Below are 19,381 nucleotides of genomic sequence, written 5' to 3'. Positions count from 1 at the left end.
CCTCTCTTAAGTAATCTACAGCTGGTTTTCAAATGCCTTGATAATGGGATCGATCATTTCTCGTTTGGTCTTCAGGCTAACCTGATTGACAATTAGTCGGGAGCTGATCTCGCAGATTTCTGCCAATACAGATAGTCCGTTTTCTTTCAGCGTATTACCACTTTCGACAATATCGACGATACAGTCGGCTAAACCAATCAGCGGAGCCAACTCCACCGAGCCATTGATTTTTATGATGTCTACCAGTTGGTTCTTGGTATGAAAATAATCTTTTGCGATGACCGGATATTTGGTGCCCACCACCATTTTTTTGCCATAGGGGATCGGATGGTTTTCAAAGCCGGCTACACACATTTTGCATTTGCCGATGTTCAGGTTTAGCATCTCATAAACCTGGGCTGGGTGCTCCAGTAGCACATCCTTGCCGACAATGCCGATATCAGCCGCACCTTTTTCCACATAGGTGGGAACATCCGGAGATTTCACCAGAAAAAACTCAATCGTTCCGGTGGTGTCGGTAAAAATAAGCTTTCGACTTTTTTCCGAGTAATCTTCAAAAACGTAACCCAGATCAATTAACAGCTCAATTGCTTTTTTAGCCACCCGGCCTTTGGCCAGGGCGAATCGGATTACCATTTACGCCACCTCGCTTTCAGAACCAATTGCTTTGATTTCTAAGAATTTTCCATTGTTTTCAGATAAGAGTTTGTCGTCAGTCAGGAAGTACAGCGCGGCATTCTTATAAAGGGCATTCTCCTGGAAAGACGCCACATGGATTTCTTTAGTATTATTCATCAGGAAAACTTCAACTATGGATCCGTTTGAGCGCAGTTGTTCCGCCATTTTGTAGGCAGCGGATTTTTGTGACTTTTCATAAAAAAGCACATGGATCTTCTGATCATCCTGGGGGAGCAGCTGGTGTTGCTCCATGTAATCAATCACCTTGAGCAGATCGATGGCAAAACCGCAGGCCGGACGGGGAATACCGAATTTTTCTGACAGATGGTTATAACGTCCGCCGCTGATCACCGGTTCAGCACAGCTGTTGATATAACCTTTAAAGTTGATGTCGCTGTAATAGTTCATCTGATTGGTAAAACCAAGATCAAAACTCACGTACTCAGCCAGGTTAATGACTTCCAGATGGGCGTAAATTTCAGAGATTTTTTCAACTACCTGCCGCATTTTGTCATTGATGCACAAGGCTTCCATCTGTTTTAATACGGTTTTAGGTTCGCCATAGAGCAGTGGTAGTTTAAGAATGATGGCTTTTTTATCATCAGGCAATGCCAGTTTTTCCAGATAGTCAGCGATATCGCCAATGTTTTTGTTTTCGATGTATTTAAATAGGGTCGCTTTTTCTTTGTCGGAAAAGGCCAGATCATCAAAAAGAAAATTGATGAATCCCACATGACCCAAATCAATGTGCACGTCCTTAATGCCATTTTCTAACAGCGAACGAATCGCCAGGGCGATTACTTCGCCGTCGCATTCCGGGCTATTGTTACCAAAATATTCAATCCCGATTTGGGTGATCTCTTTCTTGATGATTTCTGGTGATGAAAAATTCCGATAAATATTGGTCTCGTAAGAGAATTTGATGACATCCTGAGAATTGGGGTGGTTCATGGCAGCCATGCGAGTGACCGGCAGCGTGGCATCCGGTTTTAGAACAAGAACCTTACCTTGATGATTGACCAGCTTGAAGAGATCATCGCTGGGTATGGAATCTTCATTGACGTACAGATCATAGGTTTCAAAGGTGGGGGTGGAAATCTGATGATATCCAAAGGAGCGGTAAAGTGACATGAGTTTATAGTTGATTTGCTGCAGTGCGAAATAATCCTGATGTTGGATATTTTCGAATCCGTCGATGGTATAATTAAAAAGCATGTGAACCTCCTTGTTCAAACAAGTACTTTATTACTGTAGTCTAGTGAAGCGTTAAATATATTGTAACATTAATTTTCAGTTTGTCAAAGCTTTTAAGATAATTTGTTTGATTTTATTGGGAATGATTTTTAAAAATCTTGACTGCACTTATGAACAGCGGCAAGATCGGTTTACGTCAGAAGATGATCGACTACGAATCATCAGTTGAGTTTTGCGTCAGTTGTAAAATCTCATTTTTCAATATTTAAAATAATGATGGTCAGTAATGGATTTTGTTGACAGTATGTATTATAATATATCTATGAATTGAAGGCAAATATCCTGAAGGTCATCTTTTGCAAAGATATGATCGGATGGTGGTGTCGACAACATCAAACATCAGAAAGCAAGGTGTTCACTATGCTGAATGAGATAAATAATTTTTCAGAAGAAAAGATAATATCAATGGTAATTTTAGGAGCCATTATTTTTTTGAGTTTGGCTGGGGCAGTAGCATACCACCTTGTTAAATTTAAAAGAAGGCGAGAAGAATGGGAACGGGTTGAAAAAATGTTTCAAGGGGTTTTCAACCAAGTTACGGACAGCATCGTTGTGGTTGATAAAGACGGAATTATATATAAGGCTAATGAAACGTTTTTGAAATACCAGGGAAAGCCAGCGGATAAAGTTATTGGTAAAAGTATTCAGCGCATTCCCATGGACTTTGTTTTTGAAGATGAACTGGATGAACTAAAAAAAGCGATTGCCGAAAAAGGTGTCTACGAATGGGATATCAAATTTTTCCATAAAAATGGTGAGGTGATCCCGATTCATCTGGTTTTTAAACCGTTGAAAATAAACAGTGAAAAGGGACGTGAAAAAACCTATATAGTCGTAACCGGCACAGATTTAAAAAAAACCTATGAGAAGGACGAGTATATCAGTCAGCAGAAAGAAGAGCTCCTGGAAATCCAGCATCTTGCCCATCTGGGCTACTGGGAAATGAATTATTTAACAAAAAAAATCTACTGGTCAAGGGAACTTTATAGTATACTAGGTTATGAAGAAGGTGAAGTTGAACCCAATCTTGATGTCATTTACTGGATGGCCTATGAAGATGATCAGAACCGGGTATGGAAAGCCTTTCTACGGGCATTTCAAGCTCAGGAAAAGGTTGATACTCATTACCGGATAAAAAATAACCGGGGTGAAATTCGGGATATTTATTTAAGAATCCGACATTATTTTACGAAGGATAATGAGCATCAGAGAACGATTGGGATTCTTCAGGATGTTACGAAGCAGGTTGACCTGCGCGAAGAATTAAACGCCCAGCTTATTTTTACTGACAAGGTGTTGAACAACAGTAGGCTCTTATTTATTGAATTTAATAGTAATTTTGAAGTCAGAAGCATTAACCACATAGTGCAGCAACTAAGTGGGATTGCCTATGACGATATTGAAAATAAAAATTTGCGGGATGTTTTCGGGAATCTCAATCGTACGCATCGAAAATTTGTTAATGATAATTTAGATTTCAGACGACCATTGCCATTTAAGGATCGCAAAGGTGATGTTCATTACATCCAGTGGGATCATGCGACCTTCTCCAAAAGAGATGGGGAAAATACAAACATTCTGCTTGGAATTGATATCAGTGAGACCATTGAAAAACGTAAAGCACTAGAAGCCGCTTTTGCACAGGATCCCGTAACCAATCTGCCCAATCGTTATAAATTGGAACAGGTTTTAGAAAACTACTTTAATAAAAATGGTAATAATTCTGAAAAAAATCTGGCCTTAATTTTTATTCATGTTGATGGAATTCATACGGTGGGGGATGCTTTCGGTCAATATATTGAAGATCAGTTGATGCAGTCTTTAAGTGAACGATTATATGGCGCCATCGGCAAATATGGTCTTTTTGTCCGCCGTTATACGGATCAGTTTGTATTATTTTACCCTTGTGAGGCCAGCATAAAAAAAATAATGGAAATTTGTCAGTTGGTTGCTGAGTTGCTGAAAAAACCTTTTATTATTGAGGGGAGCTCAATTACCTTAAGAAACCATATCGGGATTTCCAAATACCCGGATCATGCCAATACAAAAGAAGATCTGATCCGTTTTGGCAGTGCAGCCATGCATGAAGCTCGGCGATTGAATTTGGATTACTATTTTTATCATGAATCGCTAGGGAAGAAGTTGAAAAGCAAAGTGAATGGATATGAACCAAACAACAACTAAATTTGAGGAGTCATATATGACCTATAAATGTGTGGTTTTCGATTTTGACGGTACCCTTGCGGATACTGAAGAGAAAGCCTTTAATATATACAATGAATTAGCGACAAAGTATAAATACAGCACCGTTACCATGGAAGAATTACAACATATCAAGAATCTTCATGTCAAAGAGATTAAAGAAATTGTTGACATTCCCTTTTATCAATTTCCCCGGGCGCTTCGGGATGGACAAAAGATGATGCGAAAGGAATCGACCGAAATTCATGCCTTTGCATCCGATATTCACGATTTCTTTACCGCTCTGAGAAAGGAAACCAATCATATCGGAGTTCTCACCTCGAATATAAAAAAAACGGTTTCTGATTTTCTAATAACCTATGACATCAGTCATGAAATCGAATTTATCATGTGTTCCGCTCTCATGTCCAAGTCAAAAAAAATCAAAAAAGTGCTGCGAAAGCATGACATTAATCCAGGCGAAATGCTCTATGTTGGGGATGAAGTTCGCGACATCGAAGCCTGTCATAAGGTTGGGGTGGATGTGGTCGCAGTGAACTGGGGATATAATACACCATCTGCACTTGAGAAGTGCAATCCCACTTTTATGATTGACAACATATGGGATGTTATTGATATTGTCAAAACAAAAAATAAAATTTGAGTCGGATCAGCATGCTAGCGGATGGTCTGAAGAAAGAGGGACATTCGGATTGAATGCGCCGCAGTGTTTATGGTGTGATCAGACGATATTTGCTGGGGGTTTTTGATACCAGCACAGAGACATTCATGTCACTGTTGATTTCATTAACTACGGCGGCGATGGATTCGTCATCAGCACCATAAATCACGCAATTTAATGTAGCTTCGTCAACAATAAAAGCCCCTACATAATAGTAACCATTGGAGACGGTGATGGTGACACCGCTGACATGACGTAACAGTTTCATTTTTATTATTTCAATGGCCTCCTGGGTGTCCATGATCTGTTTGCCGGTGCCGACATCGTTCAGTCCAATGAGGAGTTCATAGCGGTCGGTGGATTCCAGACCCAGAGTATCGGATTTTTTTTCAGATGTTGGGATGCAGCCGGATAGGGTCACGACACAAAGAATAAATACACCTAATAAATACAGTTTCTTTTTCAAAATTATTCTCCTAACTATTTTATGATTTGTTATAACATTTTTCAATCATAACATATTTTAATGGCAAAAGAAATGATGATTCAAATGAAAGCTCATGAGCTTTGCGATCAGTTTAGTAATCATCGAATATGAGTTATCGGAGAAAGGGGATTTTATGACGGGATTAGTTTTGATGATTACATTTGTGATCGCAATCGGTTTGATGATTTTGGCCATTTCCAAATGGGGAGTACATCCCTTTTTAGCGATTATGGGCGTTTCATTGTTGCTTGCACTAGTAGTCGGATTGCCGCTTTCAGAGATTCCCGGAATTTTGGGATCCGGATTTGCAGGTATTTTCACAAGCATCGGTATCGTAATTATCCTGGGTGCTTTAATTGGGCTGATCCTGGAAAAAACAGGAGCTGCGATTAAACTGGCAGACATGGTAGTAAAGGTGGTTGGTCCTAAAAATCCGGAGCTGGCCTTAATGATAATGGGATGGATTGTGGCGGTGCCGGTTTTCTGTGACAGCGGGTTTGTGATCCTGAATCCAATTCGCAAGGCAATGTGCGCTAAAACCAGAACCTCATCAGTGGCTATGACCGTAGCCTTATCAGCAGGGCTTTATACTGCCCATGTTTTTATTCCGCCAACCCCGGGACCTATTGCGGCAGCAGGATCCCTGGGTGTTGGTAATAATCTGCTGCTAGTCATCGGTATGGGCACCTTGGTTTCCGTACCAACTTTGCTTGCAGCGCTAATATTTGCCAAATTTATTGGCAGAAAAGTTAGCTCGCGGGAAGAACTGGGGGATCTGGATTATCAAAAAAGTGTGGCGGAACTGGTTGCCGAGTATGGGGAAATTCCCAGTGGTTTGGCTTCGCTTTCACCGATTCTGGTGCCCATTTTGCTGATGGCATTGGGGTCGATTAGCGGTCTGCTTGCCATTGGCGGAATATTGGGACAGCTTTTAGTTTTTTTAGGAACGCCGATGATTGCCTTGGCGGCAGGTTTGCTATGTGCATTGGGACTTTTGGTTTCAACAAAAAAAATGGCTGATTTTTATGAACTCACCAATGAAACCTTAAAGGTGGTCGGACCGATCCTTTTTGTTACGGCTGCTGGCGGGGTGTTAGGTAAGGTAATTGTGGCTGCTGGCTTTGTCGACTTTATTCAGGCAAATGCGGGTTTCATTTCCCGGGCAGGGATTTTTTTTCCGTTTTTAATTGCCGCTATCTTGAAAACCGCTCAAGGGTCTTCAACCGTTGCAATTACAACCACAGCAGGGATCATGGGAATCTATTCGGATCCGGCCTCAATGATGTCGGCCTTAGGTCTAACAAGTCCGATGGCCGCCGTTCTGGCAGTGTTGGCTATTGGTGCCGGAGGGATGACCGTATCCCATGCGAATGATAGCTATTTTTGGGTGGTGACAAACTTTGGTGGAATGGAACCCCAGGATGGCTATAAAACACAGACCCTATTGACCCTCATTATGGGGGTGACAGCGATGACAGCAATTTTTATCCTGGCAATAATATTTATATAATTAAAACCTGCAGATCCCCAATCAATTGATCTAAGATTAAAGGATTATTTCTGAAATTGTGATATAATATTTAAGTAAATACAAATTAATACGATAACAGATATAGGTACGTTCTGCTCATAATAAACGGCAGAGATTAAATTTGATGGAGTTGATTCATGAATTTTTTTGAATCACCCGAAAGAAAGGTGGAATGAACATGGATATTGCAGCACTTTCGATGGGAATGAGTCAAATGCAGGTCGCTCAGCAGGCCAGTATATCAGTGATGAAAATGGCCATGGAGACTGGAACCGAACAAATGACAGATATGATGGCGATGGTGGAAACAAGTGCGCCGGTTGCTGCTGTCGCTGGCCCCTCACCTGACGCCAATATTGGACGGTTATTGGATATCTCGGTTTAAGAAAAATCCAGCCGGTCTACTTACCGGCTGGATTTTTTCATAGGGTACTGCCTATAAAACAACAGTAAATCTTGAAGTAAACTTAATATTAGATTTTGCGTGGCTGCTAAAAGAAGCATGCTTTAAACGCTAAAATAAGGGTACGAAGCAAATATAATAAAGAAAGCTGGAGGAAATAAAATGTGTTGTAATAAAAATGAAGACAGCCAATGCTGTGTAATGTCTCACAAGGACAAAATTGTCCCTTGCGCCTTAGTTGCGCTAACAATTGCCTTTACGATGGCAGGGTTCATCATCGGCCACCGATTTATTGGTAAAGGGTGTTGTAAAAATAAGGACGAAGAATAGAGAGAAAAAACGGAACGGACGGAGTGTCAACAAAAAAGACCGAAGCATAAGAAATGCTTCGGTCTTTTTTTTATAGGGTACTTGCTTCCATTTTAACTGGATATTTTTGCTTGAGGTCTTCGACCTTGCCGATAAACGCCTTGTTCTGTTTTTCCCGTAATAAGTAATTACGGGCATTTTCCTTCACGGCGTCAAAGGGAATCGTTTGAGCAATCTTACGATCAGTCAGCTTGATAATGTGGAAGCCAAACTGGGTTTGTACAGGTAGTTCAGTCATTTCATCAACTTCCAGCGCAAAGGCAGCGGTTTCAAATTCGGGAACCATCTGGCCTTTGGAAAAATAGCTCAAATCTCCGCCTTTTTCATTGGAAGGACAAATAGAATATTCTTTTGCTGCCGCTTCAAAGGATTTGCCGTTTTTGATTTCGTCAATAATGGTTACAGCTTGTTCCTCATTCGGTAAAAGAATATGGCTGGCTCGAATGCTGTCTGGAGCAATGAACTGGCTAGGATTTTCATCGTAGAACTTCTGAACTTCTTCATCGGGCACGGCGATGTCCATCATGAATTTTGCAATCATATGGGTTTTGAGAAGTTTTTCTTCGGCATCAATGAGCATTTTCTGAAACTCTTCGCTTTCATCAAACTTTGCTTCCTTACCTTCTAAATAAAAAAGTTCCTGGGCAATGAGTTCTTCCAGTAGTTGACGTCGTCCTTCTTTTGAAGTAAACTGACTCGCCTGTTCCTGGGGTAATTGTTTTATTAAGGCATCTAAATCCGCAGTGTAAATTGTTTTGCCAGCCACGGTAGCCAAAGGTGTTTTTTCCATAATAGTCTCCTTTAGGTCCAAATTAATTTATTATTCTAAAATCATAGCCTTTCAAGAGAATTTTGTCAATATGCAGAGTGATAAAGGATAAGAATCTAATCTTTTCATAAAATAGACCGATAAATTCTGTACAATAGTTGATTAAAGGCGATGTATCAAGCGATAATGAAGCAGAAAAATTAAGTAAAGCTTAACGATTCCGAATAAGAGTAAGCTTTTATTGACAATAATGGTAAGTGGAGCTATACTAATAACAAGTAGTTAGGTAAACACTAACTAATAAAGAAGTTGGGTGATAATATGACATGTAAGAAAAATGAATTATATGAGGCCTATCATAAACTACTGAAGCTGGATGCAGCCTTGCATGAAAATGAAACCTGCCAGTGTCAGGCGGAAGATGTTACCTCAAAACAGAAATATTATCTGAAAGTCATCGACAAGAATTATCGGGTTACCTTCAGTCAGTTGGCTCAGGAAACCCAGAATTCGAAACCGACGATTACCGAATTGATTAGTAAATTTATTTCCATGGACTGTGTGTATCGGGAACGTTCGCCAGAGGATCGCAGGGTGTATTTTATCTATCTTACACCAAAGGGACAATCAATTGCCAGATCTGAGGAAAGAACTAAGATTCAAGTCATTGAAAGAATTAAAAACAGTCTCACCGATGAAGAGCTGGATCAATTGATCACCTTACTAAACAAAATCCTTTAATAAAATAAATAAATCGTTAGAGGATGAGGAGGAAGAAAAATGAGCACACTAGAAATCAAAAACGCACCATTAATCCCGATCACAGAAACTGTGATTTATCCGGGGATTTCAAATCGTATTTTTGTGAACGAAGATATTGGTAACAATATCAAAGAATTGATCATCAAGAATAATACCCTGGCCATTGGTTTATCAACAAAGGATTATAAAGGATTAGTTCAATTGACGGCTGATTCGTTTTATCGTATCGGTGTGTTAATGAAATTTGACAATATCCAAAAATCCGATAATGGGTTTATTATTGATATTACCACCATCAATCGCGTTAAAGTTCTGGATTTCACTTTTGAAGAAAAACAGATTACTGCTTCTTACACCATCCAGGAAGATGTGCTGGATATTAGTGCTGACGAAGAGCAGGAAATGATCATATACATTAAGGGCTTGATGAAAGATCTAAGTCATAATTTTAAGGGGGCTGAGTATTTTGTCAGTATCCTGGAAGGTTTGCCTTCGTTAGAAGAAATTATGGGTTACACGATCCCGATGATGGGTATTCCGTTAAAAAGCAAACAGGTTCTTTTGGAGATTGATTCACTAAAAGAACGTACCCTGAGTTTTATTGACTATATCATCCGGGAAAAGGATTCCGTACACCTGCAATTGGAAATCAGCAAAAAATATTCTCAACGTAAGGATAAAACTTATCGAGAAGCGATGCTTCGGGAACAGCTTAAAAATATTAAAGCTGAGCTTGGTGAACTGGATGAGGAACTCGAAGAAGAAGCAGACTACCGGAAAAAAGTTCTGGATACGGACATGCCTGCTGATATCAAAAAAATCGCATTAAAAGAAGTTCGAAAATTCGAAAATTCACCACCAAACGGGGGCGAAAGCAACGTCATTATGAATTACCTTGATCTGCTTTTAGAACTACCCTGGACCAGTGAGAAAAAAGAAATAGACATTGAACACGCCAGACAGGTACTTGAATCACATCACTTCGGCATCGACGATGTGAAAAAACGAATCATTGAACATTTGGCCGTGATGAAATTAAAAGAAGATAAACAAGGCTCGATTCTTTTGCTAGTGGGACCTCCGGGAACTGGAAAAACCAGTTTAGGTAAGAGCATTGCCGAAGCATTAGATCGAAAATACGTGCGAGCCAGCTTAGGTGGGGTTCGTGATGAAGCCGAAATTCGGGGACACCGCAAAACTTATCTGGGGGCCATGCCAGGACGTATTATTAAAGGAATTGCCAACGCCGAAGCTAAAAACCCAGTTTTCATCTTAGATGAAATTGACAAGATGGGGATGTCCCACCAGGGCGATCCTGGTTCAGCGTTGCTGGAAGTTTTAGATCCAGAGCAAAACTGTACCTTCTCAGATCATTATCTGGAAATTCCCTACGATTTATCCGAGGTATTCTTTATTGCGACAGCCAATGACCTCAGCACAATCCCAGCGCCATTGTTAGATCGTGCCGAAATTATTCAACTGTCAAGCTATACCAACGGTGAAAAGAAACGGATTGCCATTGATCACTTACTGCCCATTGTATTAAAAGACCATGGATTAACCACTGAGATGCTTCAAATTGAAGACACAGCCATTGAGGCAATTGTCGAGAATTACACCGCTGAAGCTGGCGTCCGTGGCTTGACCAAGCAACTGGCAAAAATTGCCCGGGTTGTTTCTGAAAAAATTGTCTCGAAAAAAGTTGAACTGCCATTTGTTGTGACAACTCAGAATATCAGTGAGGTATTGGGGAATAAAACCAGACGTCATGAAAAAGCCGGCGAAAATAATAAGCCAGGTGTCGTAACCGGAATGGCATGGACAGCTGTCGGCGGAGAAATTCTCTTTACCGAAGCAAGCCTGATGCCAGGAAGTGGCAAGCTGACCCTAACCGGTCAACTGGGCGATGTCATGAAAGAAAGTGCCACCATTGCGATGAGCCTGATTCGCTCACGTTTGGGTGATTTGGCCAACGGTTTTGATTATTTCAAAAATGATACCCATATTCATGTACCATCTGGTTCAACACCAAAAGATGGACCATCTGCCGGGGTTACCCTAACGACGGCACTGGCTTCCTTGATCTTGGGCAAACCAGTGGATTCAAAACTTTCCATGACCGGGGAGATTACCTTAAGTGGTCAGGTGCTGCCAGTTGGTGGCATTAAGGAAAAAGTTATCGCCGCTCAGCGCAGTGGCATCACAAAAATTTTATTACCAAAAGATAATGAAAAAGATGTCAGTGATATTCCTGAAGAAGTGCGAAATGCCTTAACCATCATCCATGTTTCAACCATTGAAGAAGTGCTGAGAGAAGCATTGGGAATTGAGTTGCCGGAATGCAAACCGGTATTAAACAGACCCAAAGGCGATTCTAACGTACAACTGAGCATGGTTGGACAATAAAAATACTGTAAACTGAAGGAGTGGAAACTAAGTCCTAAACAGAACCGGACAGGCTAGTAAGCGTTGTTGAGGCAAAGATCTGAATCTGCGGGTCAGCAACCGCCATCCCTTTTCGCTCGGGGGATGAACACCTGATATGGAAGGTGACGTTTAGCGCAAACCATTCCGTCATTAAGGAAGCTGTCAGACGACAGCTTCCTTTTTTCTGTCAGGTTTTGTCGACGGTCTTATTTTCTTATGATATAATATTTTCCATGAAAATCAAAATGTTAAATAGTGAAACAATTAATAAAATAGCTGCCGGTGAGGTGATTATCCGGCCGGTATCGGTGGTCAAGGAATTGGTGGAAAATGCCATTGATGCCGGCGCTGACCAGATTACCGTGATCGTTGAAGCGGGCGGAAAAAACCGGATTACAGTCCGGGATAATGGCTGTGGGATTGCCTATAACGAGATTCCGCTGGCTTTTAAACGCCATGCCACTAGCAAGCTATCAACCATCGGAGACCTTGAATCGATCGAATCGTTGGGCTTTAGAGGCGAAGCGTTGTCCAGCGTGTCGGCCGTCGCCAAGGTGCAGATTACTACCCGCTTCGCAAACGAAGAAGTTGGAAGTCTTACCTTGTTTGAAGGGGGCAAGCTGATCAATCAGCGGGTCTGCGCCTATAATTGCGGTACGGAAATCACGGTGAGAGATCTGTTCTACAATACGCCTGCTCGTCGAAAACATATGGAAAAGGATAAAAAAGAAGAAACAATTGTCCGGGATCTGTTGGAGAAAATTGCTATTTCCCATCCGGGGATTCGCTTTCAGCTTAGCAGTAATGGGCGAATTGTGCTTGATACCCCAGGTACTGGGAAGGTGATGGATGTGGTCAAGGGATTATATGGGGTTGATACGGCAGATAGTCTGATCGCTCTGAGTTATGAAAACAAACCCATGAAGCTGGAAGGATTTGTGGGAAACCTCAAAACCATGCGAAACCATCGTGAAGATCAGGTGTTTTTTATTAATGGACGCTATATCAAAAACAACCGCCTGGCACAGGCTTTGGATGATGCCTACGAGGGTTACAGCATGAAACATCAACATCCCCTTGGTATTATCTTTATCGAACTGCCCGGCCGGATGCTGGATGTAAACATTCATCCGGCTAAAACTGAAATAAAAATACTAAATGAAAGTCTGATCTGCCTGCTCTTCAAGCAGGGGATCCGGGAAACGCTCAGAAATACCAACCTGATTGTCGAGCTGGGGACAGCAGATAATGATTACCTTGAAAACAATGAGAAAAAGACTCGGTTTAATAACAAGATAGCGGATAACAGTGACCTGAAAAATCATGAATTAAACAATCAAAACAGCGAAACAGAACCTAATGTGTCATCGACGCAAATAACCCGGACCGAATCTCAAACCACCATTGAGACGATGTTACAGAAAACCCCCACTACTTCCTCAGGGGATGATCCGAATTTGGTAAAACCGATTACAGAAATCAGCAAAGATAAGCAGCGGGCGCCAGCTGCGAAAGGTGAGGCTTTGTTAGCACCAGACCTTAACAATCGGGTTGCCGAAGCTCCGAGGATATTTGAGCTAGATCAGGCAAAACCAGAAAAAAGCATCCCAGGATCAGAACCTTTACCGGTTTTAAAAACGGACGTTAAAGATCTGGCGAAAATGAAAATTGTGGGGCAACTGTTTAATGTCTATATTCTTTTGGAGGGCGAAAAGGAAATCTATCTTCTGGATCAGCATGCGGCCCATGAGGCTTTCATAACCCAGGAGCTGATGGAGATTTTTGATCGCAAGGAGAGTATTCCCAGTCAGGGCTTGATGACTCCAATACCCATAAAAATTCGACCCAAAGATTTAGCGGGGATTGAGAATGCATTGGCCGAGTATAAAAGATTTGGTTATGACTGCGATGTTTTTGGGGAAGATACCCTGCTGGTGCGCAGTGTTCCGGTATTATTGGGGGAACCCCAAAGCCTGGACTTATTAAAGTCAATGATTGAAGAAAATCTCTTTGATAGCGACGAGAATACTAATACTAATATGGTTTTTTCCGAAAAAGCGAAAAATAAGATCATTACCATGGCTTGTAAAGCTGCCATTAAGGGGGGACAATCTTTGACTCAGGCTGAAATCAGAAAACTTCTTGAGAATCTGATGAAGCTCAGTAATCCCTATACCTGTCCCCATGGCCGTCCCATCATAATGAGATTAAAGGAGTATGAATTAATGAAATTGTTCAAGCGGGTGATATAAGTTGGAAACGAAAAAACCCAAAGTATTAGTCGTAGTAGGGCCAACAGCCAGCGGTAAAACCGCATTAGGTGTGGCGCTTGCCAAAAAACTTGATGGGGAGATTATCTCAGCTGACTCCATGCAAATCTATAAATATATGAACATTGGCACAGCCAAGGTTACTTTAGAAGAAATGCAGGGAGTACCCCATCACCTGGTTGACTGTGTGTCCCCGGATGAAGAGTTCAGTGTGGCAAAATATAAAACAGCGGCACTGGCAGCCATTGAAATGATTCTTTCAAAAGGAAAGCTTCCTATTATAATAGGGGGAACGGGATTGTACATCAATAGCCTCAGTCTGCCCTGGGATTTTCAAAAAAAAGACAGTGATGAAATAATACGGTGGCGACTAACGGCCGAAGCGGAAGTCATGGGGAAGGAAGCTTTGTACGAGCGGCTAAAATCCGTGGATCCAGCTACGGCAGAAATCGTTCACCCCAATAATCTGAACCGCATCATCCGGGCGCTGGAAATTTATGAGCTCACCGGTAAACCGAAGTCTTATTTTGACGAAGAGACAAAAAAACAGGATGTGCCCTATGACTATATCATTCTGGGTTTGAACTGGGATCGGGAGACGCTTTATCAGCGGATTAACCGCCGGGTTGATCTGATGATTGCGGAAGGCCTCGTTGATGAGACAAAAATGCTGATAGAAAGGGGATATGACTGGAACCTGACGGCATTGAAAGCGATTGGCTACAAGGAGTTGAGACCATATCTGGAAGGGGCGTCTGCCTTGGCAGAAGCAGTAACCATTTTAAAACGGGATTCCCGGCACTATGCTAAACGTCAAATGACCTGGTTTCGGAAAGATAAACGGATCCAATGGCTGGAAATGAATGAAACCAGAGATTTGGAGACCTTGGTTGACGAATGCCTTAATCAGATTCTTCCCCAATTCCAACCAATAAATGAAAGTGAGTAAATTTTTGAACATACAAAAGGACATTAAAACCTATCTTGAGCAGGAATTTGAAATTTCAGCAGAAGTTATCGATTTCGTAAAAAAAGCAGAAATTGAAGTCCAGTCCCAACTGAAAAAACGCGATGATCTGTCAGAGCTTCATCAGTATCGGGTCATCAAAGCGATGCAGAAGGCGGGGTTGGGAGATCGCCACTTCACCGTTTCTACCGGTTATGGTTATGACGATGTCGGACGGGAAGTTGTTGAAACGATCTACGCCGATGTTTTTGGTGCCGAAGACGCTTTGGTGCGACCGCATATTTCATCGGGGACCCATGCGATTTCGTTGGCGCTATATGGGGTATTGCGCCCCGGCGACCATTTACTGGCCATTACCGGTTCGCCTTATGATACCATATGCAGCGTTATTGGACTGGAAGAGGCCTGTGTGGGGCAGGGAACCATTAAAGAATTTGGAGTAACCTATGATCAGATCGAATTGCTGTCTGACGGCAGTTTTGATGAAGCGGCCATTCTTACCGCTATTACTCCAAATACGAAGATGATTTATCTGCAGCGATCCACTGGCTATAGCTGGCGGGCGGCGCTTAGCATCGATGACATGGCGGCGATGATTAAAAAAATTCGAGCAGTAAAAGCAGATGTGATTGTTTTTGTCGACAATTGCTATGGCGAATTTATGGATCGGGTCGAACCAGTGTCTGTTGGTGCCGATCTGATGGCCGGATCGCTGATCAAAAACCCCGGCGGCGGTTTGGCTCCGACGGGCGGCTATGTCGCTGGTCGGGCGGATCTGGTTCATCTGGCCGCCTGCCGTCTGGCCGCTCCCGGAGTAGCTAGAGAAACGGGTGCGACCCTAGGAATAAACCGAACCTTGCTGCAAGGTCTGTTTTTGGCGCCAACGGTGGTAGCCCAGGCAATTAAGTCGGCGGTGCTTTTAGCCGCCTGTTACAAAAAGTTGGGTTTTGCCGTTTGCCCTGAAGTAATGGACTATCGCAGTGATATCATTCAAAGTGTCTGTTTAAAAACAGCTGAAGCGGTGAAAACATTTTGTCGGGCAATTCAGGAAGCGGCTCCGGTGGACAGCCAGGCCACCCCTGAACCATGGGATATGCCCGGCTATTCAGATCCCATTATTATGGCAGCCGGTGCTTTTATTCAAGGTTCTTCGATTGAACTCTCAGCCGATGCCCCGATGCGGGAACCTTATTATGTTTATTTTCAGGGCGGTCTGACCCATTTTCACGGAAAGCTCGGCGTTTTGCTCAGCCTTCAACGCTTACTGGATAAACAACTCTTAAAAATATAAAAATTCAGATAAAAAAACAGAGGAGAAAATATGATAACGAAAGAAAACATTGATCGGATCAACGAATTGGCGCGAAAGAAAAAAGAATGCGGGCTGACCGAAGATGAATCGGATGAGCAAATGACACTGAGAGCCGAATATCTCTCAGCGATCAGAACAAATTTAAAAGATCAACTGGATAATATCGAAATCGTCGACAAGTAAATAAGGATCATAATCAGATAGAAACTAAGGAGGAAATTGCGATGAAAAATAAAGACAAAGAAAAGAGTCCTGGGACGCTGCTCCAGGAGCAACTGGGTAAAAAATGGGAACTGGCCTGGAAGGACCTCAGTGATGAAGAATCTATAAAAGTTAAAGAAATCAGCGATGACTATATCCGCTTTCTGACTGCTGGAAAAACCGAACGGCAATGCGTAACGCTCAGTGTTGAACTGGCCGAAAAAGCCGGGTTCAAGCCATTGGAAGCCTATCAGAAAGCCGGCAAAATCAATTGCGGTGATAAGGTCTACCTGGTGCACAAAGATAAGACCGTGGTTTTCTTGGTGGCCGGCAGGGAGTCGATTGAGAAGGGGATGGCCATTATCGGAGCTCATATAGACTCGCCTCGGCTGGATTTAAAGCCATCACCACTGTATGAAAGCGACGACATGGCCTTTTTCAAGACTCACTATTACGGCGGCATCAAGAAATATCACTGGGTGACCATACCCCTGGCCATGCATGGCACGGTAGTAAAAAAAGACGGCGAGACGATTAACATTTCCATTGGAGAAGCACCAGAAGATCCGGTTTTTTGTATCACCGACCTATTGCCTCATTTGTCGCAGGAACAAAATACCAAAAAAATGACCGAGGGGATCACTGGGGAAGGCCTTAATATCATTGTCGGTAGCCAGCCCTATCCCGAAAAAGACCTGAAAGATGGGGTAAAGCTCAATATCCTCAATCATCTCTACACAAAATACGGGATGCGGGAAGAAGATTTTGCCACCGCCGAACTGGAAGTGGTACCGGCGGGAGCAGCCCGAAACGTTGGTTTTGATGAAAGTCTGATTGGCGGATATGGTCAGGATGATCGTATCTGTGCCTATACGGCGCTACGGGCTATTCTTGACCGTGAGGAGGCACCGGATCGCACCCTTTGTGTGATTCTGGCTGATAAGGAAGAAATCGGTAGTGTTGGTAACACGGGTATGCATTCTCGTTTTTTTGAGAACACAGTAGCCGAGCTGATCGATTTGATGGCTGTAAAAAAACCGGAAATGGCGATGCGTCGCTGCTTTATGAATTCAGAAATGCTTTCGGCTGACGTCACTGCTGGTGTTGATCCAAATTTTACTGGTACCCATGATAAAGGAAATGCTCCATATATTGGCAAAGGAATGGTTTTGTCAAAGTACGGTGGAGCCCGTGGAAAATCTGGATCCAACGATGCTCATGCTGAGTTTATGGGGAAAATGAGACAAACACTGGAAACTGCCGGTGTAATCTGGCAGATGGGCGAGCTGGGTCGGGTGGATCTTGGCGGCGGTGGCACCATTGCTCATATCCTGGCTGAGTATGGTATGGATGTTCTGGATTGTGGTCCGGCACTGCTGAGTATGCATTCACCCTTCGAATTAGCATCAAAGATTGATCTGTACATGTGCTATAAAGGGTACAAAACATTTCTGGCGTAAGGAAAATGACAAAATAATACCCTTTAGGACAAAATGATCAAATGAAAATCCCATTTGTTAATATAGTAACAAATGCTATATAATGCATTAATGATTTTGTCCATATGAATGGTCACTTTAAAATGGTAATTATAGTCTAAAAATTATACTTTTAGAACTATAAATTACCATTTTTTTTATGAACCCGGTGGGTACAGTATTATTTTAAACAAATTTATCAATACGTATGGAAAAAAAATAATTTATATGTTATGATACTGCCTGAATATACAAGTATACAGTTACTCTTGTGTAAAAATCTAATTTGAGGGGTGTTTGACTTAAGATGAATGTAAAACATGGAACCTTTAAGGGGGGAATCCACCCACCCTATAGAAAGGAAAGTACTGCTGAAGTTCCGCTGGGTTTTGGCGCTAAGCCGGAAATGGTGATCATACCCATGTCGCTGCACATTGGGGCACCTTGTACACCGATCGTAAAAAAAGGCGAGCAGGTATTTCTTGGCCAGAGAGTCGGAGAACCAAACGGTTTTGTTTCTGTACCGGTACACGCCAGTGTCTCGGGAACAGTTGTTGCGGTTGAAGAACGTCCACATGCATCGGGAGACCGAGTTATGGCGGTTGTTATCGAATCAGATGGTTTGGATACCATTGATCCAAGTATCAAACCATATGGTACTTTAGAAGAAATGGATGCCGATGCCATTAAAAAAATGGTTCTGAATGCTGGTATTGTCGGTCTCGGCGGGGCAACCTTTCCATCGCATGTAAAACTGGCGATTCCGCCGGACAAAAAAGTTGATTGTGTAGTTTTAAACGGAGCTGAATGCGAACCTTATTTAACAGCCGATCATCACCTGATGCTGAATCAAGCTGAAAAGGTTGTCATGGGATTAAAAGTTACCATGAAAGCGGTTGGTGTTGAGAAGGGTTTTATTGGCGTAGAAGATAACAAAACTGATGCCATTGAAGCACTGGTCAAAGCGATTGGAAACGATAGCAGACTGGAAGTTTATTCACTGCACACTAAATATCCGCAGGGTGCTGAAAAACAATTAATTGCGGCAATTACTGGTCGCGAAGTTCCGTCTGGGGCATTGCCAGCAGATGCCGGCGTTGTGGTTATGAACGTGGGTACAGCTGCACAAATAGCAGAGTCAATGACTACCGGATTGCCTTTGTACAAACGTTATCTGACTTGCACAGGGGATGCTATCAAGAATCCGCAAACCATGGAAATTCGGGTGGGTGTACCTTTCCAATCCGTTATTGACCAGTGTGGCGGTTTTTCTGCTGAACCGGGAAAAGTAATCTCTGGCGGACCGATGATGGGTGTTACCCAGTTTGAAACCGAAATCCCCGTGATGAAGGGAACATCAGGAATATTATGTTTAACCAAAGAATCAGCTAAAATTTCCACTCCGTCAAATTGTATTCACTGCGGTAAATGCGTAGGGGTCTGTCCGATTCATTTACAACCATTATATATTGCTGAGTATTCGCAACGAAATAACTGGGATAAATGTGAATCAAATCATGCCATGGATTGTATTGAATGCGGAAGCTGTTCTTATATCTGTCCTGCGAAGCGAACCCTGGTATCATCCATTCGTGTGGCTAAACGTGAGA

General features: G+C 42.4%; 16 protein-coding genes. 12 read left to right on the top strand and 4 right to left on the bottom strand.

The window, feature by feature from the left end; all coding sequences use genetic code 11:
- Nucleotides 1-15 precede the first annotated feature (15 nt).
- Both hisG and Q7J41_RS07375 read right to left on the bottom strand, forming a co-directional pair.
- Nucleotides 16-636 (bottom strand): ATP phosphoribosyltransferase, encoded by a 621-nt coding sequence (hisG, locus tag Q7J41_RS07380; RefSeq protein WP_304886692.1) that lies wholly within the window; start codon nt 634-636, stop codon nt 16-18.
- Nucleotides 637-1,893: an ATP phosphoribosyltransferase regulatory subunit gene (locus Q7J41_RS07375; RefSeq protein ID WP_304886691.1), complete on the bottom strand. Its 1,257-nt coding sequence runs from the start codon at nt 1,891-1,893 to the stop codon at nt 637-639. It abuts the gene before it with no gap.
- Nucleotides 1,894-2,292: 399 nt separating this feature from the next.
- Here Q7J41_RS07375 and Q7J41_RS07370 point away from each other — a divergent pair, with 399 nt between their 5' ends.
- Nucleotides 2,293-4,116, top strand: coding sequence for a sensor domain-containing diguanylate cyclase (locus Q7J41_RS07370; RefSeq protein WP_304886689.1), 1,824 nt, complete (start codon nt 2,293-2,295; stop codon nt 4,114-4,116).
- A gap of 16 nt (nt 4,117-4,132) precedes the next feature.
- Complete coding sequence (locus Q7J41_RS07365; RefSeq protein WP_304886687.1) at nt 4,133-4,777, top strand: HAD hydrolase-like protein; 645 nt, start codon at nt 4,133-4,135, stop codon at nt 4,775-4,777.
- Nucleotides 4,778-4,844: 67 nt separating this feature from the next.
- Here Q7J41_RS07365 and Q7J41_RS07360 read toward each other — a convergent pair whose 3' ends face one another.
- Nucleotides 4,845-5,261, bottom strand: a complete 417-nt coding sequence (locus Q7J41_RS07360; protein WP_304886685.1) for a hypothetical protein — start codon at nt 5,259-5,261, stop codon at nt 4,845-4,847.
- A gap of 154 nt (nt 5,262-5,415) precedes the next feature.
- On the opposite strand from Q7J41_RS07360, the gene Q7J41_RS07355 reads away from it, so the two are divergent.
- Together Q7J41_RS07355 and Q7J41_RS07350 are read left to right on the top strand one after the other, a co-directional pair.
- Nucleotides 5,416-6,792: a GntP family permease gene (locus tag Q7J41_RS07355; protein WP_304886683.1), complete on the top strand. Its 1,377-nt coding sequence runs from the start codon at nt 5,416-5,418 to the stop codon at nt 6,790-6,792.
- 199 nt (nt 6,793-6,991) lie between these two features.
- Nucleotides 6,992-7,198, top strand: coding sequence for a YjfB family protein (locus Q7J41_RS07350; RefSeq protein WP_304886681.1), 207 nt, complete (start codon nt 6,992-6,994; stop codon nt 7,196-7,198).
- Between the two features lie 418 nt (nt 7,199-7,616).
- On the opposite strand, the gene Q7J41_RS07345 is transcribed toward Q7J41_RS07350, so the two are convergent.
- Entirely contained in the window at nt 7,617-8,375 is a 759-nt protein-coding gene (locus Q7J41_RS07345) for a peptidylprolyl isomerase (protein ID WP_304886680.1), read from the bottom strand.
- Between the two features lie 300 nt (nt 8,376-8,675).
- On the opposite strand from Q7J41_RS07345, the gene Q7J41_RS07340 reads away from it, so the two are divergent.
- From Q7J41_RS07340 to rsxC, 8 genes are all read left to right on the top strand, one after another.
- Nucleotides 8,676-9,095, top strand: a complete 420-nt coding sequence (locus Q7J41_RS07340) for a MarR family winged helix-turn-helix transcriptional regulator (RefSeq protein ID WP_304886677.1) — start codon at nt 8,676-8,678, stop codon at nt 9,093-9,095.
- Between the two features lie 39 nt (nt 9,096-9,134).
- Nucleotides 9,135-11,522 carry an endopeptidase La gene (lon, locus tag Q7J41_RS07335; RefSeq protein ID WP_304886675.1) on the top strand — a complete coding sequence of 796 codons (2,388 nt, stop codon included), beginning with the start codon at nt 9,135-9,137 and terminating at the stop codon, nt 11,520-11,522.
- Nucleotides 11,523-11,788: 266 nt separating this feature from the next.
- Complete coding sequence (mutL, locus tag Q7J41_RS07330) at nt 11,789-13,795, top strand: DNA mismatch repair endonuclease MutL (protein WP_304886673.1); 2,007 nt, start codon at nt 11,789-11,791, stop codon at nt 13,793-13,795.
- 1 nt (nt 13,796) lies between these two features.
- On the top strand, nt 13,797-14,762 hold the full coding sequence (miaA, locus tag Q7J41_RS07325) for a tRNA (adenosine(37)-N6)-dimethylallyltransferase MiaA (protein WP_304886671.1): 966 nt from the start codon (nt 13,797-13,799) through the stop codon (nt 14,760-14,762).
- Complete coding sequence (locus Q7J41_RS07320) at nt 14,749-16,071, top strand: methionine gamma-lyase family protein (RefSeq protein ID WP_304886669.1); 1,323 nt, start codon at nt 14,749-14,751, stop codon at nt 16,069-16,071. Before miaA ends, Q7J41_RS07320 begins: the two co-directional genes overlap by 14 nt.
- A 30-nt stretch (nt 16,072-16,101) precedes the next feature.
- On the top strand, nt 16,102-16,275 hold the full coding sequence (locus Q7J41_RS07315; RefSeq protein WP_304886667.1) for a DUF896 domain-containing protein: 174 nt from the start codon (nt 16,102-16,104) through the stop codon (nt 16,273-16,275).
- A gap of 41 nt (nt 16,276-16,316) precedes the next feature.
- On the top strand, nt 16,317-17,753 hold the full coding sequence (locus Q7J41_RS07310; RefSeq protein WP_304886665.1) for an aminopeptidase: 1,437 nt from the start codon (nt 16,317-16,319) through the stop codon (nt 17,751-17,753).
- 325 nt (nt 17,754-18,078) lie between these two features.
- A partial coding sequence (gene rsxC, locus Q7J41_RS07305) for an electron transport complex subunit RsxC (protein WP_304886663.1) occupies nt 18,079-19,381 on the top strand: 1,303 nt, incomplete at its 3' end.

Source organism: Acetobacterium sp. (assembly GCF_030652775.1).
Taxonomy (GTDB): Bacteria; Bacillota; Clostridia; order Eubacteriales; family Eubacteriaceae; genus Acetobacterium.
This window is presented reverse-complemented; position numbering and strand designations above follow the sequence as displayed.